The organism is Cryobacterium sp. Sr3 (assembly GCF_004402835.1).
GTDB classification, from domain to species: Bacteria; Actinomycetota; Actinomycetes; order Actinomycetales; family Microbacteriaceae; genus Cryobacterium; species Cryobacterium sandaracinum.
In genome coordinates, this window is sequence record NZ_SOFA01000034.1 from 15,571 (window position 1) to 36,235 (window position 20,665).

Consider the following 20,665-nt stretch of genomic DNA (forward strand, 5'->3'; position numbering starts at 1 on the left):
AGGCCTATTTCCTCCCACGGCGTTCACTAGCTCGGCTGCACCGTTGCGGCTCTATGGAACAGGGCAGTGACAGCGTTAATGGCCGGCACGAGCTGCTGGGCAGACTCCACGTAGACCTCGTCGCTGCGGCGGTAGGGGTCAACGACGTCATCGTCATCGGCCGACACCAGCGGGGCGACAGCGCCACGCTGAGACGCGGCGAGGGCGATCAGGGGCGAGAGTCGGCCGACGACGTCGTCGAGGGGCAGCGAGGCGGCCTCAAAGAGGTCGTCGTCGGTGATGTCGGCAATCAGCCGGGCGAACTCGCGAATCGTGAAGGTGTAGCGAATGGCGCGCGGCACGAGTTCAACAATCGCGCGACGGTGCTCGCGGGACATTGCGAACACCAGGTCGGCGGTCTGCACGTGCTCGGCGGTCAGCTCTTGGGCCACGTGGGCACTCGGGTCACCGCCGAAATGGCGCGACAGGTCGGCGGCTTGCGCTGGCATGCCCTGACCGGTCAGGCCGATTGTTCCGGCACTGGCCAGCTGAATCTGCGGCCAAGACGCCAGGCCGACACGCAACAGCTGTTCGGCGAGCGGTGACCGGCAGATGTTGCCCGAGCAGACCGTGAGAATGGAGAAGGTCTGCATCACGCGGTTCTCCGTCGGGCCTTGCGGATGCCCCGCCCCGCAGGCGCTGCGGCACCGACAGTTGCTTTCTCTTCCTCGTGAATCGTGCCGTAGCTGTACTGGCCGTAGCCGTAGGAGTCGGGCCCCCTGGTGGGCAGCATGGTGATGACCATGCCGACGAGGTGGCTCCCCGCGCGCTCCAAAGCCTTCACGGCGCTGGTCAGCTCATTGCGCTTTGTGCGCCCGGAGGCCACCACCATGATGGCGCCGCCGCAGAGCTTGCTCAGCACGGCGGCATCCGTCACCAGCAGCAGCGGCGGGGCGTCGATCAGCACCACGTCGAACTCCTCGGTGAGCGCGCCGAGCATGCGGGCCATCGCAGCGGAGCCGAGCAGTTCGCTCGGGTTCGGGGGAACGCGGCCGCTGGGCAGAACGAACAACTTGTTCTTGCCCCACTTCTGCAGAACGTCCGCGAGCTCGGCGCGACCGATGAGCACGTCGGTAAGGCCGACGCCACCCTCGATGCCCATGTACTCGGCCACGCGCGGCAGGCGCAGGTCGCCGTCGATCAACGCAACGCGGGCGCCGGTCTCGGCGAGGGCGATCGCGAGGTTCGCCGTGGTCGTGCTCTTGCCCTCGCCGGGCACCGAGCTGGTGACCACGAAGCTGCGCGGGCCACCCTCGATGTTCACGAATTGGAGGTTGGTGCGCAGGCTGCGAAATGCCTCGGCCCGCGGATTCTTCGGGTCGGTGTGCACGACCAGGGGGCGAAGGCTCGCGCCGGGGTCGTTGGTGATGCCGCCGAGCATCGGTGAGTCGGTGACCAGCTCGATGTCGTGCAGGCTGTGGATGCGGGTGTCGAGCACGCTGCGCAGCACAGCGAGCCCGATGCCGACCGCGAGACCCACGAGAAGGCCGAGGGCGATGTTCAACGGCACGTTGGGGCTGGCCGGCGTTGTCGGCACGATCGCCGGCTGGATCGTTTCGATCTTCACGGGGCTGGCTGCGTCGCCATCGGGCTTCTCAAGGCGGTCGACGACGACCTTGCTGAAGTTCTGCCCGACGGAGTTGGCGATCTGAGCGGCTAGCTCCGGGTCACTGTTGGTCACGGAGACGTCGATCAGAACGGTGTTGAGGGGTGACGTGGACGTGATTGTGGAGGCGAGCTGTGCGGCGGTCAAGTCGAGGTTCAGTTGCTTGATGACCTCGTCGAGCACGATGGCACTGTTGACGACGTCGACGTACGACGTGACGGCCTGCCGGGCAAAGCTGGTTCCCTGAACCAGGTCTCCGGTCACAGCGCCGGCGGAGGCCTGCACGGCGACGTAGAGCTGGGTGTTGGCGATGTACTTCGGGGTGGTCGCGATGGCCGCACCGGCCGCGCCGGCGATTCCGAAGAGGGTGCAAGCGAAAATCAGGATCCAACTTTTATGAAAGATCCTGAGGTAGTCCTTGAGCTCCACGCGCGTTCCTCCGGTAGTACTAGGCAGAGAGGAACCGCTCGAATTGCATTATCCCCTTGTCCATCCTTGCACATAGGGGTATTGGGCCACCCCCCATGGGGGGTGTGAAGTTCTCTCGCGTTTTAGATGAAGTGCTACAAAGACGGCTGGAGGAGTCCGTCGGGGGTGACCGTGAGCATCCGTGGCTCGCCGGCGTCGACCACGATCGAGGCGATCGTGGGGCGGTCCGCGGGCAGCAGACGGGCGATCAGGTGGCCGCGGGTGAGGGCGTCGAGCTGGGCAGCCACGATGGCGGCCGCGGCGGCCAGCTGCCGGGGCGGCCGGTCGGCGCTGTCGTCGAGCAGGGTCACGTCAACGCCTCGGATGCGGGCGGCGCGGGCCGCGGTGATCACCGGCTCGACGAAGAGCGAGCGCCCCCGGATGGCGTCGCGCAGGGTGGCCTCCACGAGCAGGCTTTCCGCTCGCAGGGTCGGTTCAATCTGCAGGGCGTCGCTTTTCAGCAAATTCGCAAGGCGCTGCAGGGTGGGGCGGGCCAGCGTGTTCACCCGGGTCAGCTGGGTCTCCCGCTCCTCGCTGGCCGCCGCCGCCGTGGCCGCCGCCGCACCGCTGCGGGCCCGCTCCCGGTTCAGCCCGGCCAGGGTCTGGGTGGAGCGCTTCAGACCCACGGCGAACAGGGTCCCGGCGAGCAGGGTGCCGGCGTGACGGATGACCAGGGTCATCCCGTCGAGCAGCGACAGTCCGTTGAGCAGCGCCCAAACGATCGAGATGACCATGATCATGCCGTAGCCGTACCAGGCGAATCCGGGCCGGCCGCGCACCGCCAGCACGACCAACATCATGGTGATGGCGCCGAGGTACCAGTGGGCGAACGGGGTCGACCCGACCGGCGGCACCGGGAATACCGTGGCCACGGCGGACAGCCCGCACAGCGCGAGCACCATGACGGCGTTGCGAGGCGACACCGGGTCAGGCACGACGAGGGTGAGCCAGGCGGCCGCCGCAGACACCGCCACGAACCCGAGGATCTCGTATGGCAGGCCCCACAGGGGTTCACCGTCGGCGAAGGCGAGAAGGGCGTGCACGGCGATGAATCCCATGAGGATGGTAGTGGACAGGGCCTTCGGCAGGCGGGTCACGCCCTTCAGCTGCGTGGCGGGTCGCGGCGGGGTCGGGGGTGCGCTCGAGAGGGACGGGACCGGCTGCGCGGGGGCTGCAGGTGTGGGCGTCCAGGAGACCACCACCTCGGTGCCGACGCCGGGGCGGGAGCGCACGGCGGCGGCACCGCCGGAGAGGCGCTCCATGCGGCCGATGATGCTCTGCGCGATGCCCAGGCGCTCGGCCGGCACCCTTGCCGGGTCGAAGCCGACGCCGTTGTCGTGCACGGCCACCCGGATGCCGCCCTGGTAGCTGCGCACGGTAAGGGTGCGGGCCACCGGACTCCGCACGGGCTCCCGCACGTCGGCGGCGACCGAGTTGCGGAGGGCCTCGCCGACGGCGCCGAGCAGGGCGGTCACGGCGAGGTCGGGCACCGTGAGGGTGCCGGGCAGGTTGGAGGTGATCTGGGCATCCGGTGCCAGCTCGGCCACCAGCTGCTGGAGGCGCCGAGTCACCTGGAGGCCGGGCATGCTCGGGTCGGGTAGCGGGGCGCGCTGGGCGTCGAGCCGCACCAGGGTGTCGGCCGCGTGCCGGCTCAGCACCGGCACCGGGGTGCCGCCGCGTCCGGCCATCAGCAGGGTTGAGATGACGCTGTCGTGCACCAGGGCGTCGATGGTGAGCCGCTCGTGTTTGCGCGCGAGGCGGTCGGCGTGATCGACGAGCTGCACGAGGGCAATCGTGGCCGCCTGGTCGACCTTATCGGCGCTGCGGCGCGCCATGGTGGTCAGTCCCACGAGCATGCTCAACAGCAGGAACGAGTAGAGGCCGTCTTCCACACCGACCAGCACCGGGGAGGGGTCAGTCGAGGTGGCCGCACGCAGCAGCCCGCTCATCGTGCAGACCAGCACCAGGTAGGCCCAGGCCGTGCGGTCGCGGGTGGTCACCGCCACGGCCATCACGGGCACGCCGGTGAGGGTGATCGCCCAGGGGATGTCCGCGCCCGCCGGCAGCGGCTCCGCCCGTTCGGTCAGCCAGAACATCAGCAGCAGCACGAAGAGGGCCCCCTCGGCGAGCGCGATCACCCGCAGCACGCGCAACGGCACCCGGCGTGAGAGCACGGCGAGCAGCATCGGCAGCCCGAAGATCAGCAGCCACGCCGCCACCGACCAGGACCGCTGCGGCTTCCAGGCCTGCTCGAGCACGGTGCCCAGGCAGAGCAGCCCGAAGACGAGGGCGGTGGGCCCGAGCGCGCCGTAGAGCAGGCGGGCGAGGCGCTCGGTCGAGGACTGCGGCCGGGGCGGCGGTCGGGGTGGCCGCCGGGGCCGCCTGTGCAGTCGGTCCTGCTGGGGGGTCTGCCTGGGGGTCGCTGCGCGCCCGGTCACGGCTGGCCGGGGATGGGCAGGAGGCCGTCTTCCAGTGCCCGCTTGTAGAGGTCGATCTTGGTGTTCGCCGGGCGGCCGACCCGCTCATATTTCGAGCGCACCCGACGGATGTAGTCGATCACCGTGGCCTCGGAGAGTCCCATCCGCGAGGCCACCAGCGGTGCCTTCGCGCCCGCAGCGTAGAGCGAGAGCACCTCGCACTCGCGCACGCTCAGGCCCGCGTCGGAGAGGTCGGGATCGCCGTCGAGGGCCGCGGCCCACTCGGTGGAGACCACGGTCTCCCCCGCCGCCGCCCGGGTGACGGCGTCGAGCAGCACCGCGGTCGGCTCGGACTTGCGCACCACACCCAGCACGCCGCTGCGCGCCGCGGCCCGCATCAGAGCGGCGTCGTCGCCACCGGTGAACGCAAGCACCGCCGCGCCCGCCCCGCGCAGCCGGTCGACGTTGCCGGTGGCGGTGGACCCGTCGGAGAGCCGCAGATCCAGGATGACCAGGTCGACGGGCGTCTGCTGCACGGCAGACTCGAGCAGCTCGGTCACGGTCGCGACCGTAGCCACCACCTCGATCTCGGGGATCGTGGCGAAGAGGCCGGCGAATCCGCGGGCGACGATCTCGTGGTCATCGATCAGGGCTACGCGAAAGCGGGACATCAGCGATCCTTGGATTCTCGGGGCGGTGCCTGCCGGGGTCTCGGGCAGGGTTCAACGACGTGCGGAGTGACCCCTGTTCTGGTGCCACAAGAAGTAACGGCTGGTCAGTCCGGAAAGCGGCCCTTACGTTTAGGCATGGGGAAAACCAACCGGGGGGTTGGTGGGGCGCTCGCGATCCCGAAGTCGTTCGAGCGCCCCGTCCTTCCAGTTGTCACGCAGGTGCGGTCCGTCCTGCGGGCGTGGGTGCTCATGTGGATGCCGGCCGGCTGCGGTTGTTCAGCACACCATTGCTCTCCTCGAGGTAGCACGATCCGCAGAGCGACTCGTAGGTTACCTCGGCGCCGTCGATGGCCACCTGGTCGCCGTCGAAGACGAAGACCCCGTCGATCTGGCGCCCGTTGAACACGGCCTTGCGCCCACACCGGCAGATGGTCTTCAGCTCTTCGAGGCTGTGCGCCACCTCGAGCAGGCGCCGACTGCCCGGAAAGGCCACCGTCTGAAAATCGGTGCGGATGCCGTAGGCCAGCACCGGGATGTTCTCGAGGATAGCGATGCGCAGCAGGTCGTCCACCTGCTGCTCGGTGAGAAATTGCGCCTCGTCCACCAGCAGGGAGCTCACGTCGAGGCCGGTCTCGGCGAGCACCCGGGCGCGGTGCTCGTGGAAGAGGGCGTAGGCATCCGTCTCGGGGGTGAGCAGGTAGTCCACGGCCCGGGTGACGCCGAGCCGGGAGAGGATGCCCCGGTCGCCCTTGGTGTCGACCGACGGCTTGGCCAACAGCACCTGGTGGCCGCGTTCCTCGTAGTTGTAAGCGGCCTGGAGCATCGAGGTGCTCTTGCCGCTGTTCATGGCTCCGTAGCGGAAATACAGTTTCGCCATTGCGTGGTCGCCCCCTCGGCTGGTCGCGCTCGTGCCGCTCTGCTGCGCTGCGTCATGCCGCGCTGCATGTCGTGGCGCTGCGTGCGCCTAACTCAGCGTACTGGTGGAACCGGGCGCGGGCGCTTGTCGCCGAATTCCAGCGTCAGGCCGGGGCGACGGATGCTCACCCGCACCCACGGGAACACCACCCGCAGCACCGCCGTGTAGGAGCGCAGCAGGGCGCGCACCCGGCGCGGCGGGAGGTCGAGCGCCACCCGGATCGAGAACGTGTCGATGCCGGAGTGCCGCTGCTGGCGGTCGCTCGGCGGATCGACCTGGGTGTCGGGCTCGGAGTCGGGCTCGGTGTCTGCCTGCACCACGAGGCTGCGCGGGTCGAAGCCGGGGGCCAGGCAGAGCATGCTGATCAGGGCCGAGGTGGCCGCGCGCTGCTGCGTGCCGAAGTGCGCCGCCCGGTGCTCGGGGTCGGCCACGACGAGCAGCGGATCCTTGCCACGCTCGAGGAGCGCCGTGCGTTCGCGGGCGATGACGGCATCGAGCCAGGTCTCGTCGATGTGCGCCACGATCGCCCGGCGAACCCCGGCGGCGAGCTCGTTCGCGCGATTGATGTCGGCCTTGGTCACCACGCCGCGTTCGAGCACGCCGTCGAAGAGGGGGAAGACACCGGGCTGCAGGGTGGCGAGTTGCTGCTCGACCACCTGGCGCACCACGCTGCCGCGGGATTCTTCGGTGCGCCGGGCGATGGCGCGGCGGGCATCCGTTTGCCAGGCCAGCAGTTGACGCACGATGCGGCGGGAATACGCGGCGCCGGCGAGGCCGAGTGCGAGCACCTGGGTGACCGCGACGACCACGAAGACGCCCGACGGCACCCGCAGCGAGCGGAACGGTTCCTGCGGCAGTGTGACCGCGGCCACGACGACGGAGGCGAGCACCGCGGTCAGCGCCAGTTCACGCCAGGGGCGGAAGGGGGCGAGGGCCACGAGCAGGAAGCCGATGGTGATCGGACCGAAGTCGTCTTGCACCAAGGAGTTGCTGCCCCAGCGGGCGGCCTGGTCGAGCAGGTGGGCGGCCAGGCCGAGGCTGATGATCAGCAGCAGCGACGTCTGGCGCACCGGGGACCGCGACGGTCGTACGGCCGACACGAGCGCGGCGGACGCCACTGCGGAGGCAACGAGCGCGAGCACGGCCAGGAACGGATGCCGGATCTCGTCGGCCTGCAGCACCGTGGTCACCACCGCGTAGCCGAACACGACCAGGGCGATGCCGGGCACGATCGTCCAGACCGCGAGGGCGCCGAGCGGGTCGAGGCGCTGCTGGGTGAAGGCGTGCGGTTTGGTGTGAGGCGTGGGGACGGGGGTGTGGTTCTGCTGTGCGGCTGCAGCTGCGGCCGTGGCCGCGGCGCTGCCTGATGGCGAGGTTGCGTTCGTGGGTGTCACTGGGCCACCCGCTCGGGGTCTGGGGTTTCTGTTTGTTCGGGCTGTTTTGTCGGCTCGGCGTGCCCGCCGGGTTCCTCGATCGCCACGGGCACGCTCAGCATCACCGAGGTGCCGGCGCCCGGCCGGGTGAGGATGCTCACCGAGCCACCCAGGCGTTCGATCCGGCGGCGCACCGCCTGGCGCAGGCCGAGACGGTCGGCGCCGGTCTCCGATTCCGTGAAGCCGCGCCCGGCATCCATCACCATCAGTGAAATGCTGCTCGGCTCGGACTCGATCACGACCTCGGCGGCGACGATGCCGGAGTGGAGGATCACGTTCACGAGGCACTGCTGCACCGCCAGGCTCAGCTCGCGGTCGCTGGCCGGGCTCAGGCGGCCGAGGGCGGCGCGGTCTCCCGTGACTTCGACCACGAGGCCACGATCGCGACTGCGCTCGATGGCGGCGTAGACCGCGCTGGTGAGCCAGGCATCCGTGCCCCCGTGCGGTTCGACGCTCAGCGCATCGGCGTCGGTGAGCCAGTCGGTGCCGCGCAGGGTCTGCAGGGTGTCACGGATGCTGCCGGCCAGGTTGGCGCTGAGCGGCCCGGGATGCGCGCGGGCGAGGGCGACGAGCTGCTGGAGGGTGGTGTCCTGACCCAGGGCGAGGGTGCGCAGGTCGAGCTCGTGGCGCAGCAGGCGGGTCTGGTCGGTCTGCATGGCCCGGTGCAGGGCGATTTGAACGGACCACTCGCGGCGCACGAAGACCGTGAGCAGCAGCACGCTGACGAGGAAGAGATAGGTCGAGATGGTGAAGACGTCCGCGCCGTAGGGCACCTCGGTTTGCGTGGCGGCGTACACCGTGACGGCTTCGGCCAGGACGAAGGCGGTGGTGCTCCAGAGCACGCCGGCGCGGGCGGAGACTCCGGCGCCGCCGATCATGACCAGGGCCAGTTTCGGCAGGGTGACGAGGAAGACATTCGAGCTCGGGAACAGGGCGGGGATGCCGAGCACGGTAATCGTGTAGAGGTAGGTGGCGACGGTGCCGGTCACGAGGTAGGCGATCGTCAGGGCAACGGTGCGGCGCAGGGAGAGGGCGATCAGCACGGCGGCCATGAGGAGGAGGGCGACGATGGTGGCGAGAGTTTCGGTGGGTGTGGTGGCGAGCGTTGCGGCGGCTGTGGTGGCTGCGGTTGTGGCGGTTGTGGCTGCGGTTGTGGCAGTTGTTGTGGCGGTTGTGGCTGCGGTTGTGGCGGTTGTGGCTGCGGTTGTAGACAAACTGAGGAGGATGATGGCGGCGAGGGAGGCGGCCAGGCAGGTCAGCGCAAACCAGTGTGCAGCCCGCGCGAGGGCATGGCTGAGGGCCCTCGTGACCAGGTGGTCCGGGAGTCCAAGCGTCATGGCAACCCTCTCTGTTCGGTTGATTCTCTCATTCCGCGAGGGCGCTTCCGCGCTGCCCCGGGTAATCCGCTTCGCCCAGATCGAATTCGACGGAGATTGTGCACAATAACGTGGCCACGGGGCCCTTTTGCGCAATCATCGTGCAAGATCTCCGTCGAATTCGTTCGGCTGGGGTCGCGCGGGGCGGCGGGGCATCCGTCGCGTACGGTCGGGCGGCGCTGCGGCTCCGGCGGCTCTGGCGGCTCTGGCGGCTCTGGCGGCTCTGGCGGCTCTGGCGGCTCTGGCCCTAGCCACCCTGCCATCCCCCGCGCCCCTCCATGCCTTCCCTGCCATCCCCCCCCCGCGCCCGGTTGTGGCTAACTCAGGAGATCCCAGCCGCTGGCCACGGCGCGGGCACGGATCAGTGCCGAAATCGCCGCGACTCGGCCACGACCCCGCCGGGATCTCCTGAGTTGGCCACCAGTCCCCGCCTCTTCCCACCCCCGGGCACGCACATCTCCTGCAATTTGGCCAAAATAGGCTGATTCCGGCCCGTTTTGACCCGCTTTGACCCGCTTCTGAGAATCTGCAGGAGTTATGCAGAGCATGGCTCGGGTACGGGCCCGCAGCGACGGCAAAAAAATACCGCGGCACCGGTGCAGGGACCTCCCCGCACCGATATCAGCCCTCCTGGAGCAGGAGCAGGGCGCAGCGACCGCGGTCACCGGCATCGGATGTGGCTAACTCAGGAGATCCCAGCCGGCGGCCCGATCACGGGCGCGAAGCAGTGCCAAAGTAGCCGACACTCGGCCGCGACTCGGGCGAGATCTCCTGAGTTAGCCCCACCACGGGTCGGTGTCGAGGCTCTTGGGCGAGCCAGCGTCAGGGCGTGACGGATGCGGCGGCGCGGCATCCGTTCGGGGCAGCAGTGTGAGCTAACTTCGGAGAATTTCGCAACACGCCGCCCACGGCGCTGGGGTGACCCGGTCTTTTCGGACGGGGTCCTCGGTTTAATTTTAGGCGGCGAGTGTGAGTTTGATGAGGCGTTCGGTGGGTGTTGAGTAGCCGAGAGTTTGGTGCAGGCGAACGTTGTTGAAGTGGTGAACGTAGTTGATGACTTCGGTGCGGGCCTTGCGCCTTGTCGTGAAGGTTTGCCAGTTGAGGCTTTCGCTCTTGAGTTTGGAGAAGAACGTTTCGGCGGCGGCGTTGTCCCAACACTGCATCTTCGCGCCCATGGAGCGGATGATGCCGTGTCGGCCGCAGTACTTCGTGAACCGTTTCGACCGGTATTGGACTCCGTGGTCGGAGTGGAAAACTGCTCCTGGTTTGACGTGGCCGGTCTCGAGGGCCATGTTCATGGCCCGGGTGATGAGTTGGGTGGTCATGCGGGCCCCGGTCGCGTGGCCGAGCACGGAGCGGGAGGCTAGGTCGATGACGGTGGCGAGATAGAGCCAGCCTTCCTGGGTGTGGATGTAGGTGATATCACCGACGAGGATCGTGCCGACGCTCAGCGAGGTGAAGTCCCGCAGGAGCAGATCGACCGGGTCGGCCAGTCGGGAGGCCCGCTGGTAGCGGATCGTGAAGGCGCGTTCTGCAGCTGGGGAGATTAATCCCAGATCGTGCATGATTCCGGCGATGGTTTTGCGGTTCACCGGGACCCGGGCCCGGTTCAAAGCCGCGGTGACTTTGCGGTATCCGGCCGCGCCCTTGGACTCGGCGAACGCGACCATCACCTGCGCGGTGAGGTCTTCATGCCGCCTCTGCGCGGACGCGGTGACGTGGTGCGACCAGTCGTAGAACCCTGACGTTGATACTCCGAGCCGGCGGCAGAGGTAGGCGATGGGGAAGTCGGCCTTCATCCGGGAGATCATTTCGAACCGTTATCGTTTTGATCGAGTTCCAGGAAGAAGGCCTTCGCTTTTTTCTCGAAGTCGAGATCCCTCCGCAGCAGGGCGTTTTCCTTCTCCAGGTCCCGGATCCGTTTCCGGGCTTGCGGCGTGAGCTCACCAGCAGGATCGATGGTCTTCAGCCTCGCGGCGTTGACCCAAGTCCACAGAGTCCGGTGGTTGATCCCGAGCGCTGCGGCGACTTTCACGATCGATTTGTCGCCCTCCGCGACGCGGGCCACCGCGGCAGCCCGAATTTGTCTATCCAATCCTGAATTCAGGAAGACTGTCCGGAAACACTGGGTCACCCCACCCGCCAGGACGGCATGTTGCGAAAAACTCCGCAGTTACGGGCAGAGAATAGGCACCCCCAGCCCGCGGGCACGGGCAGAGAACAGGCACCCCCAGCCCCCGCGCCCCGGGCAACCCCACCCCCGGGCAACCTCCTACGCGGTCAGGTTCAGCACGGCCGCGGTCGCGGCGAGCGACGCGGCGGCAACGGCCGGGTCGTCGGAGAGCTTCGTGCCGAGGCTCGGGATCATCTCGCGCAGTCTGGGTTCCCAGGCCGGGTACTCCTCGGGGAAGCAGCGCTTGATCAGGTCAACCATGATCGGGGCCGCGGTCGAGGCTCCCGGGGAGGCGCCGAGCAGCCCGGCGATGGTGCCGTCGGCCGAGGTGATGACCTCGGTGCCGAACTGCAGCACGCCGCCCTGCTCCGGATCCTTCTTCATGACCTGCACGCGCTGTCCGGCGGTGATGAGTTCCCAGTCGGCGAGCTTCGCGGTCGGGATGAACTCCTGCAGCGCCTTGAGCTTCGTCTTCTTTGAGGCGAACACCTCGCCGATCAGGTACTTCATCAGGCCGAAGTTGTGCGCCGCCACAGCCAGCATCGGCCCGATGTTGTGCACCCGGATCGAGAACGGCAGGTCGAGCCAGCTGCTCGACTTGAGGAACTTGGGGGTGAAGCCGGCGTATGGTCCGAACAGAAGCGAGGTCTCTCCATCGACGACGCGGGTATCGAGGTGCGGCACCGACATGGGCGGAGCACCCTTCGCCGCCTTGCCGTAGACCTTGGCGTGGTGCTGGGCGACGAGCTTCTGGTTCGTGGTGCGTAGGAACTGCCCGCTGATCGGGAACCCGCCGAAACCCTTGATCTCGGGGATGCCGCTCTGCTGCAGCAGCGCCAGGGCGCCGCCGCCTGCACCGACGAAGACGAACCGGGCGTTGACGACGCTCGGGTGGTTGCCGACCAGGCGGCGCAGGTTGAGCTTCCATGAGCCATCCGTGAGCTGTTTCACACCGGTGACCTGCTGGTTCGTGTGCACGCCCACGCCCTCGGCGGTGAGGTTGGCGAAAAGGTAGCGGGTGAGGGCGCCGAAGTCCACGTCGGTGCCGGACACGATGCGCGTCGCCGCGATCTTCTGGTTCTTCGGGCGCTTCTGGGTGAGGAGCGGGGTCCAGGTGCCGATCACGGCCGGATCCTCGCTGTACTCCATGCCCGCAAAGAGGGGCTCGCCCTGGAGTACCGCGAACCGCTTGCGCAGGTATTCGACGCTGCTCTCGCCGTGCACGAAAGTCATGTGCGGGGTGGAGTTGATGAAGTTGGTGGGCTCGGGCAGCACGCCCGTCTCGACCAGGTGTGCCCACAGCTGGCGGCTGATCTGGAACTGCTCGTTGATCGCCACGGCCTTGGCCGCGGTCACCGAGCCGTCCTTCGATTCGGGCATGTAGTTCAGCTCGCACAGAGCCGCATGGCCGGTGCCCGCGTTGTTCCACGGGTTGGAGCTTTCCTGAGCGACTTCCCCCAATCGCTCGTAAACCTCGATGCTCCAGTCGGGCTGCAACTGCTTGATCAAGGTACCGAGGGTGGCGCTCATGATGCCGCCACCAATAAGAACGACATCAATCTTCGCCATTGGATTCACTCTTCCACCATATCGGTGGCAACGGATGCCTCCCGCCGGGACGCAGACGCGTCAGGTCACGGTTAGCTCGGCAACGAGCTCAAAAGCGACCCAATCGCGGCTCAAAACCGGTCCAGTCGCGACCGATAAGCGACTCAGTTGCCACCAAAAGCGGCTGAGCCGCGACTTTTCAGGAGCTCGTAGTTGGCGATGAAGTCGTCGACGGACACGCTCGCGACCTCGCGCACGATCAGGTCGAGATCGAGGTCGGCCAGCGTCTTGAACCGCACGCAGCTGTTGCCCATGTTCAGCGTGCGTCCGGTGGCGTCCCATTGGGAGCGGAACGCGGCATCCTTCTCGGGAAAGCTGCAGAGGCCCATCAGGTAGAGCGAGTTGTAGTGCTTCTGCGCGGCCAGGCTCACGTAGACGAGCGGCTGTTTGTCGTCGGTGTTCGCCAACAGTTCCAGCGGAACCGCCCAGCCGAGCATGCCGCCGTAGACGCCGAGCCGATACCCCGCGGGCATGGCATCGCGCACGACGTCGAGCACCGGGTAGATCACCGCCCGACGCTCGGGTTCGAGGTCGAAAACGATCGTCTCCACCTCGAACGGAACCGGTTCTGTGCTCATGAAACAAGCGTAATGCCGAGCCTCGGCACGACCGCACGGGCGCCGTACAACTCCAGCCGCGACAGGGTCTTCTCAAAGCTCTCCGGCACGCCGTAGTGGAACCCCTGCGCGCTACGGATGCCCAGCGCACTCAGGTGGTTCGCCATCGCATCGTTCTCCACACCCTCGACGATCATCGAGTACTCGAGGTTGTCACCGAAACCCTGCAGGGCGGTGAGCACCTCCCGCTGGCGGATGTCGTCGAGGTCGTCGACCAGGCTGCGGTCGATTTTGAGGATGTCCATGGGCATCCGTACCAGGGCGTCGACCGACGAATCCTGGGAACCGTAGTCGTCGAGCGCGATCATCATGCCGAGGTCGCGCAGGCGGTCGGCCTGGGCACGGATCGCGGGGGTGACCTTGGTCATCGACCGCTCGTTGAGCTCGAGGCAGAGCGAGATGCCGGGGTAGCGGTCCGCGAGCTCCTCGATGTAGTTGCCCACACGCTCGGGCAGGATCTGCCCGGCCTCAACGTTGATGGTCATGCACACCACGCGCGGCTCGATCAGCCGGAAGTCCGCCGCGGCGGCCATGGCCTTCACGGCCACCTGGCGGGTCATCGCGTCGAGCCGGCCGAGGCCCTTCGCCTTCTCGACGATCGACGGCGGCGATAGCGGGCCGAGGTCCGGGTCGGTGTAGCGCACGAGGGCTTCGAACGCCCAGATCTGCCCGGTGACGAGGCTGACGATGGGCTGGAAAGCCAGCTCGAGCAGGTCCTCGTCGATGGCGTGGGCGATGATGTCGTTCATCTGCGAGGAGCGGTGGCTCGAGATGTTGAGGCTGCTCTCCTTCGACGGGCCGCCACGCCGCCGGGACTTCTTGATCGCGAGCATCGACCGGTCGGCATCCTGGACCAGCTGGTTGACGTCGGTTTCGCGGTGCGCCGAGTAGGCCAGGCCCACGCTGATGATCGGGCTGTGGGTCGTCTGGCCGATGAGCATCGGCTCCCCGGAGACCACCAGGATGCGCTCGGCGATGGACTTCGCCTCGGCCAGCGACGCCAGGTGAGTGAGGATGATCACGAACTCGTCGCCGCCGACCCGGGCGACCACGTCATTCGGGCGCACCACGGCGCTCAGCCGACGCCCGAGCTCGCGCAGCACCTCATCGCCGGTCTGGTGGCCGAACCGGTCGTTCAGGCGTTTGAACTCGTCGAGGTCGATGAACAGCACGGCCAGGGCTTCGGAGTAATCCCGGTGGTCGTTGATGTTCGCCAGGGCCTCTTGGAACGCGCCGTAGTTGGGCAGGCTCGTGAGCGGATCGGTGTTGGCGCGCAGGGTGAGCCCGGCGATGTTGCGGCGGGCCCGCACGACCATCTCGGCGGTCGTGGCCAGGGCTTGGAGAGCGCGGCGGTCGTTGCCGGTGAAGGCGCCGTCCATGGCGTCGCGCCGGGCCACGATGTACTGGTCCGGCCCGATGGCGCCGGCCAGCGGCAGCAGCATGCTGATCTCGCCGGGCTGCGCGGGCTCGCTGCGCACGATGACGGATTCGGCACCGATTGCATCCGCCACCACCCGGCGCAGCAGGTCGGTGACGGCCGCCGGGGAGCCGGGCTCGGGCTCTGGGGTGGCGTCGGCGGCACTCGCGGCGGGGTAGGTGTTGTCGGCGGCGCTCGTGATGGCGGTACCGCTCGTGGCGCCGATGCCTGTGGTGGCTGGGCTCGTTGGGGTGACCCGCCCGGAGGGCCCGGTGGCCGGGTCGGCGGCAAGCGCGCTCGTGGCGGCGACCATGCCGGCCAGCCGGTGGCGCATGACCGCCATCACCGTGGAGACCTTGACCACGGAGGCGACGATCATCAGGGCGAACAGCACGATGACGGCATCGAGCGTGTTGGTGACCTCCACCAGAAACGGCAGCCCGACGACACTCCAGTGCGCGGCCGTCACCGTGACCAAGACGGTTCCGACCAGCACCAGCAGAACCCGGAACGGCGACAGGGGTCGCCCGCCGCTGCGCCGACCGAGCGGGCCGGCGACGAAGCGCCTGCGCAGCACCTCGGTCGCGATGATGAAGAAGACATAGCCCACGGATGCCGCGGCCACGCCCACCAGAATCGGCAGTCCGCCCGCGCCGAACCAGGTGAACAGGCCGATGGCGGCGAGGGCGCCGGCACCCTGCAGGCCGGCGCTGTAGAGCGCGACCGATGCCCGCCCGGACTCGATCAGGATGGCCAGCAGAACGCCGAGCGCGATCAGCCCGGCCGAGACCGGCAGGGAGAGGGTAGGGGCCAGCGCCGGCAGCGCCAGAACGGGGAGGCTGATCATCGGGCTGCGGTGCGCCACGGCGCCCACGCGCACCCAGGTGAGCTCGAGGGCGGCCGCGCAGACCACACCGACCCCGGCGATCAGCCAGCTGTCTGAGGGGTCATCAAGGAGCAGCACGAACGACGTGGCGATGAGCGCGAGGCCGATGCCGGCGAACGCAAGGAAAGCCAGGCGTTTAACGCCCCTTGAGTTCCGATTCCCGCCCACGAAGTCTGACACTAGCGGAGTGAGCGCCCGGTTATACACCACCACGCTGAGGTCAGCGAACGAGTAGGTCCGCGGCGACGAGTTCCGCGATCTGCACGGCGTTGAGTGCCGCACCTTTACGAAGGTTGTCGCTGGTGATGAACAGGGCCAATCCACGCCCGTTCGGCACGCCGCGGTCCTGACGCACGCGGCCGACGAAGCTCGGGTCCTGGCCGGCCGCTTCGAGGGGTGTGGGGACATCCGTCACGACCACGCCGGGGGCGGTGGCGAGCAGTTCGAGGGCGCGGGCGACGGTCAACGGGTTGGCGAACTCGGCGTTGATCGAGAGGGCGTGGCCGGTGAAGACGGGCACGCGCACGCAGGTGCCGGAAACGAGCAGATCGGGCAGCTCGAGGATCTTGCGGCTCTCGTTGCGGAGTTTCTTCTCCTCGTCGGTCTCGAATTCGCCGTCGTCGACGATGGAACCGGCCAGCGGGATCACGTCGAACGCGATCGGGCGGGCGTAGACGATGGGTGCCGGCATGGGCACAGCGGACCCGTCGTGGACCAGCTGGAGCAGGTTGTCGCTCAGGGCGGCGGCCCGCACCTGGCTGGCGAGCTCGCGGGCGCCGGCCAGGCCGCTGCCGGAGACCGCCTGGTAGGTGCTGACGATGAGGCGTTCGAGGCCGGCCTCGTCGTGCAGCACCTTGAGCACGGGCATGGCCGCCATGGTGGTGCAGTTCGGGTTCGCGATGATGCCCTTGGTGGCGAGTTTGATGGCCTCGGGGTTGACCTCGCTGACGACCAGCGGCACGTCGGGGTCCATCCGCCACCCGGAGGAGTTGTCGATCACGGTGACGCCGGCCGCGGCGAACCGGGGAGCCTGAATTTTCGAGAGTGTCGCGCCGGCGGAGAAGATGGCCACGTCGAGTCCGCTGGGGTCGGCGGTGGCGGCGTCTTCGACGACGATCTTCTCGCCCTTGAAGTGCAGCACGGAGCCGGCGGACCGGGACGACGCGAAGAAACGGATGCCTCCGACCGGGAAGTCCCGTTCCTCGAGCAGGCTGCGCACGACGGCTCCGACCTGGCCGGTGGCCCCGACGACGCCGATCTGGATTCCTGTGGTGCTGGTTGCTGCGGTGCTGTTTGCTGCGGTGCTGATTGCTGCGGTGCTGTTCACTGTGTTTCCTCCGCTGGATGCCGTGGCTGCTGGTGCTGGTGGTCTCGCTCTCGTTCGTGCACTTGCTCGTGCACTTGCACTTGCATCTGCATCTGCATCTGCATCTGCACTTGCATTTGTGGCTAACTCAGGAGATTCTCGCGACTTGGCCCGAATTCCAGCCGGATCGCGCCTGTGGCCTCTGGTTCTCCTGAGTTAGCCCCAGGGAAACCGGTTGAACGGGGTCGGGGTGGGGTGAGGCGGGGTGGGGTGAGTCGGGGTGAGGCGGGGTGGGACCGAGCCCGGCTGGCGTCCGGCCGAGCCCGGTTGGGCCGACGGATGCCGGCTAGCGGCCGGTGCCGCCGTGCACGACGGCGTCGTTGGTGGAGTCCAGGCCGAATGCGGTGTGCACGACCCGCAGCGCCTGGTTGATGGTGTCGGCGCGGGTGACCACGGAGATGCGGATCTCGCTGGTCGAGATCATTTCAATGTTGATCCCGGCCTCGAACAGCGCCTCGAACAGCTTCGCGGACACGCCCGTGTTGGTGCGCATGCCGGCGCCGACGAGCGCGAGCTTGCCGATCTGGTCGTCATACTGCAGACCGGCGAACCCGACGTTGGTCTGCTCGTTGCTCAGCGCGGTCAGCACCTGCTGGCCCTCCGATTTGGGCAGGGTGAAGGAAATGTCGGTCAGTCCCGTGGACGCAGCCGAGACGTTCTGCACGATCATGTCGACGTTCGCGTTGGTCTTCGCGACGATTTTGAAGATCTGCGCGGCTTTGCCCGGAATGTCGGGAACGCCGACGACCGTGACCTTGGCTTCGCTCAGGTCGGCGGCGACCCCGGCGATGATTGGCTCTTCCACTGTCTCTCCATTCGCGGATGCGTTATTGGGATGTGTGCGCTCGGTGGCCGACGAATTCGGGATTGCGACATGCGGGCTCGTGGTGTCGGGGTTGTAGACAATGGTTCCCACGTTGTTGTTGAACGAGGACCGCACATGCAGCGTCACACCGTGCCGACGCGCATATTCCACCGCCCGAATATAGAGGACCTTCGCACCAGCGGCGGCGAGCTCGAGCATTTCCTCGCTGGAGATGCGGTCGAGTTTGTGGGCCCGGGGAACGACGCGCGGGTCGGCGGTGAAGACGCCGTCGACATCCGTGTAGATCTCGCAGATATCGGCGCTGAGCGCGGCGGCCAGCGCGACGGCGGTCGTGTCAGAACCGCCGCGACCGAGCGTGGTGATGTCTTTGGTGTCGCGATTGAAGCCCTGGAAGCCGGCGACAATCGCCACGGCACCGTCGTCGAGGGCATCGCGGATGCGCCCGGGAGTCACGTCGACGATGCGGGCGGCGCCGTGTTGGCCATCCGTGATCATGCCGGCCTGACTGCCGGTGAAGGAGCGGGCGTCGTAGCCCATGCTCTTGATCGCCATGGCGAGCAGCGCCATCGAGATGCGCTCGCCCGCGGTGAGGAGCATGTCGAGCTCGCGCGGCGCGGGGATCGGGGTGACCTGGTGCGCAAGGTCGAGCAACTCGTCGGTGGAGTCTCCCATCGCGGAGACGGCGACGACGACCTCGTTGCCCGCTTTGCGGGTGTCGACGATGCGTTTGGCCACGCGTTTGATGCTTTCGGCGTCGGCGACGGATGATCCGCCGAACTTCTGCACGATCAAGCTCACGTGGCACTCCAAGGGTTCGGGTACGCGGGCACAGGCAAGCTCCCATCATAAATGCTGTTGTATTCGGCAGCGGTCATGTGACGGTGTGCGGCACCCATTGACGCCCTGTCATTGACACTATGTCAATCGCGGTCGCAGGATCGGGGCAGAGGGTGGATCCCGCCCCGCCACGCGGTTTGACCCAGTTGCCGAGGAAGCTCCGATGCCCGACGAGTTCACGTCGAAAGCGCCGGTGCCGGTGCCGGTGCCGGTGCGCCAGAGCAAGCAGCCGGACGAGCGCCGGGACGACATTCTGCGCGCCACCCGGGAACTGGTCGCCGAGCGCGGCGTGTCCCGCGTGAAGATCACCGACATCGCCGCCCGGGTCGGCGTCACCCGCGGCCTGATCTACCACTACTTCCCGAACAAGGACGCGATCATCGACCTCATCTGAGAGGACCACATCGCGGAGTTCGTGACCGACCTCAACCTCTGGGACGCCGCCCGCATCCCCGGCGACATCGACAGCGCGCTGGTCGAGTGCGTCGCACTGTTCCGTCACCACCTGCATCGCACCGACCTCTTCCGCGAGGAACTCGGCCGCACCGAGTACGCCGGGCTCTACAACGAGTTCGTCGACCGGGCCGTCAGGGCCGTCGTCGACCGGCTGCAGGTCACGACCGTCGAGGCCTACGCGCGGCGGCACGAGATCCGGATCGACAACGTCTCCGAGGTGTTCTCTGTGCTGGTGTTCGGGCTGATCGGGCTTGTACGTTCCACGCCCACGGTCTCGGACGATGTGCTCGTGGCGATTGTGCGCCAGACGCTCCACCTCGACCACAACGCGCCGGCCTAAGACTTTTCTCTAGCATCACTTTTTCACCCAGTACAAAGAAGTATTCGCATATGTTCCTATTCGATGCCATCCCGTGGTCGTCGACCCTGATGTGGGTCGCGGTCGTCGCGGGGCTGATGATCGCCAACGAGGTCGCACGGTCGAGCAAATGGGCGTCGCTGGCGCTGTTTATTGCACTGCCGGTGGCGCTGACGATCTTCGTGTGGCCCACCACCGCCGGCGCCGGGTCCAGCACGGGCACCTGGTTTCACTGGGTCAAGGTCTACTCGGCACTTGCCGGATGCCTGGGCTTCATGGCCATCCGTTTCATTCCGCGTCTGGCCAAGAACCGGTACGCGCTGATGTTCCCCGCGTTCATTCTGGCTCTCAACATCTTCGAGGCCGTGATTCGCGACTTCCAGGTCTACGGGCTGAACGGGATGGTCGACGGAGTGTTCATGGTGGGCGGGCCGTGGAACATCATGAACGGTATCGCCGGGCTGCTGAACCTGCTCACGATCTGCGGCTGGGCCGGGATCATCATCAGCCGCGGCCCCAAGAAGGACATGATCTGGCCGGACATGCTGTGGTTCTGGATCATCGCCTATGACCTCTGGAACTTCGCCTACGTCTACAACGCGGTCGGCGACCACTCGTTCTACGCCGGCGCGGCCCTACTCGTGTCGCGCACGATCCCCGCCTTCTTCATCAAGCGCGGCGCCTGGCTGCAGCACCGCGCGCAGACCCTGGCGTTCTGGATGATGTTCACCATGGCCTTCCCGACCTTCGTGTCGAGCTCGCAGTTCGCAGTTCGCAGTTCGCAGTTCGCAGTGAAGTCGTCGCACGACCCGGTCGCCCTGTTCTGGGTGAGCGCCGTGGCCCTCGCGGCCAACATCGCCGTTGTGGTCTACCAGATCTACACGATCGTGAAGAGACGCCGCAACCCGCTCACCGACGGGCTGTTCACGCACCTGCCCACGTACCGCACGGTGCTCGAAGCGAACAAGCCGCTGGTGCCGGCGGCGGCTGCTCCAGCCGCGCACCCGCGGGCGACCGCCAGCGCGAAATAGAACGCCGTAACTGCGGAGAATTTCGCGACACGCGGCATCCGTCGCCCCGGCCCGTCTGTCGTCCGGGCGGGCGGGCCGTCCAGTCCGGCGAGGTCGGTGGCGGATACGGTCCCCCTGGCCACTCCTGGCGGCAACTGTTGCCCGAGCGGACAACTGTTGCCGGC

The 20,665-nt window shown here is 67.5% G+C and carries 18 protein-coding genes; 4 read left to right on the top strand and 14 right to left on the bottom strand.

Annotation, left to right across the window (positions count from 1 at the left end; translation table 11 throughout):
- Positions 1 to 26 precede the first annotated feature (26 nt).
- The 13 genes from E3N94_RS09930 to E3N94_RS09990 form a co-directional block, all read right to left on the bottom strand.
- A complete protein-coding gene (locus tag E3N94_RS09930) occupies positions 27 to 632 on the bottom strand; it encodes a low molecular weight phosphatase family protein (RefSeq protein ID WP_134570174.1) in 606 nt (201 codons plus the stop codon).
- Entirely contained in the window at positions 632 to 2,074 is a 1,443-nt protein-coding gene (locus tag E3N94_RS09935) for a polysaccharide biosynthesis tyrosine autokinase (RefSeq protein ID WP_134570162.1), read from the bottom strand. Before E3N94_RS09935 ends, E3N94_RS09930 begins: the two co-directional genes overlap by 1 nt.
- A gap of 134 nt (positions 2,075 to 2,208) precedes the next feature.
- Positions 2,209 to 4,551 (bottom strand): hypothetical protein, encoded by a 2,343-nt coding sequence (locus E3N94_RS09940; protein ID WP_134570163.1) that lies wholly within the window; start codon positions 4,549 to 4,551, stop codon positions 2,209 to 2,211.
- The gene (locus tag E3N94_RS09945) at positions 4,548 to 5,201 is read right to left on the bottom strand and encodes a response regulator transcription factor (RefSeq protein WP_104099815.1); all 654 of its coding nucleotides are present in this window, start codon (positions 5,199 to 5,201) and stop codon (positions 4,548 to 4,550) included. Before E3N94_RS09945 ends, E3N94_RS09940 begins: the two co-directional genes overlap by 4 nt.
- Positions 5,202 to 5,448: 247 nt before the next feature.
- Positions 5,449 to 6,078 carry a thymidine kinase gene (locus E3N94_RS09950; RefSeq protein ID WP_134372096.1) on the bottom strand — a complete coding sequence of 210 codons (630 nt, stop codon included), beginning with the start codon at positions 6,076 to 6,078 and terminating at the stop codon, positions 5,449 to 5,451.
- A gap of 92 nt (positions 6,079 to 6,170) precedes the next feature.
- Positions 6,171 to 7,511, bottom strand: coding sequence for a hypothetical protein (locus E3N94_RS09955; protein WP_134570164.1), 1,341 nt, complete (start codon positions 7,509 to 7,511; stop codon positions 6,171 to 6,173).
- A complete protein-coding gene (locus E3N94_RS09960; protein ID WP_134570165.1) occupies positions 7,508 to 8,887 on the bottom strand; it encodes a hypothetical protein in 1,380 nt (459 codons plus the stop codon). The genes E3N94_RS09955 and E3N94_RS09960 overlap by 4 nt, the downstream gene beginning before the upstream one ends.
- Positions 8,888 to 9,882: 995 nt before the next feature.
- Positions 9,883 to 10,737 (bottom strand): IS3 family transposase, encoded by an 855-nt coding sequence (locus tag E3N94_RS09965; protein ID WP_134401275.1) that lies wholly within the window; start codon positions 10,735 to 10,737, stop codon positions 9,883 to 9,885.
- On the bottom strand, positions 10,734 to 11,060 hold the full coding sequence (locus E3N94_RS09970; RefSeq protein WP_277870679.1) for a transposase: 327 nt from the start codon (positions 11,058 to 11,060) through the stop codon (positions 10,734 to 10,736). The genes E3N94_RS09965 and E3N94_RS09970 overlap by 4 nt, the downstream gene beginning before the upstream one ends.
- Before the next feature lie 138 nt (positions 11,061 to 11,198).
- Entirely contained in the window at positions 11,199 to 12,668 is a 1,470-nt protein-coding gene (locus tag E3N94_RS09975; RefSeq protein ID WP_134570167.1) for a malate:quinone oxidoreductase, read from the bottom strand.
- A gap of 143 nt (positions 12,669 to 12,811) precedes the next feature.
- Positions 12,812 to 13,285 (bottom strand): DUF1801 domain-containing protein, encoded by a 474-nt coding sequence (locus tag E3N94_RS17200; RefSeq protein WP_134570168.1) that lies wholly within the window; start codon positions 13,283 to 13,285, stop codon positions 12,812 to 12,814.
- On the bottom strand, positions 13,282 to 15,795 hold the full coding sequence (locus E3N94_RS09985) for an EAL domain-containing protein (protein ID WP_134570169.1): 2,514 nt from the start codon (positions 15,793 to 15,795) through the stop codon (positions 13,282 to 13,284). The genes E3N94_RS17200 and E3N94_RS09985 overlap by 4 nt, the downstream gene beginning before the upstream one ends.
- A gap of 52 nt (positions 15,796 to 15,847) precedes the next feature.
- Positions 15,848 to 16,954 carry an aspartate-semialdehyde dehydrogenase gene (locus E3N94_RS09990; protein ID WP_241987100.1) on the bottom strand — a complete coding sequence of 369 codons (1,107 nt, stop codon included), beginning with the start codon at positions 16,952 to 16,954 and terminating at the stop codon, positions 15,848 to 15,850.
- Positions 16,955 to 16,971: 17 nt separating this feature from the next.
- On the opposite strand from E3N94_RS09990, the gene E3N94_RS16565 reads away from it, so the two are divergent.
- Positions 16,972 to 17,148 (top strand): hypothetical protein, encoded by a 177-nt coding sequence (locus E3N94_RS16565; RefSeq protein WP_166784832.1) that lies wholly within the window; start codon positions 16,972 to 16,974, stop codon positions 17,146 to 17,148.
- Between the two features lie 131 nt (positions 17,149 to 17,279).
- On the opposite strand, the gene E3N94_RS09995 is transcribed toward E3N94_RS16565, so the two are convergent.
- Positions 17,280 to 18,617, bottom strand: coding sequence for an aspartate kinase (locus tag E3N94_RS09995; protein WP_104099827.1), 1,338 nt, complete (start codon positions 18,615 to 18,617; stop codon positions 17,280 to 17,282).
- 202 nt (positions 18,618 to 18,819) lie between these two features.
- Between E3N94_RS09995 and E3N94_RS10000 the strand changes: the two genes are divergently transcribed.
- The 3 genes from E3N94_RS10000 to E3N94_RS10010 are packed head-to-tail and all read left to right on the top strand — an operon-like array spanning position 18,820 to position 20,501.
- Positions 18,820 to 19,050: a helix-turn-helix domain-containing protein gene (locus E3N94_RS10000; protein ID WP_134416387.1), complete on the top strand. Its 231-nt coding sequence runs from the start codon at positions 18,820 to 18,822 to the stop codon at positions 19,048 to 19,050.
- Positions 19,051 to 19,071: 21 nt separating this feature from the next.
- Positions 19,072 to 19,452: a hypothetical protein gene (locus E3N94_RS10005; protein ID WP_134416389.1), complete on the top strand. Its 381-nt coding sequence runs from the start codon at positions 19,072 to 19,074 to the stop codon at positions 19,450 to 19,452.
- A 50-nt stretch (positions 19,453 to 19,502) separates the two neighbouring features.
- Positions 19,503 to 20,501: a DUF5692 family protein gene (locus E3N94_RS10010; RefSeq protein ID WP_134416391.1), complete on the top strand. Its 999-nt coding sequence runs from the start codon at positions 19,503 to 19,505 to the stop codon at positions 20,499 to 20,501.
- The last annotated feature ends 164 nt before the right edge of the window (positions 20,502 to 20,665 follow it).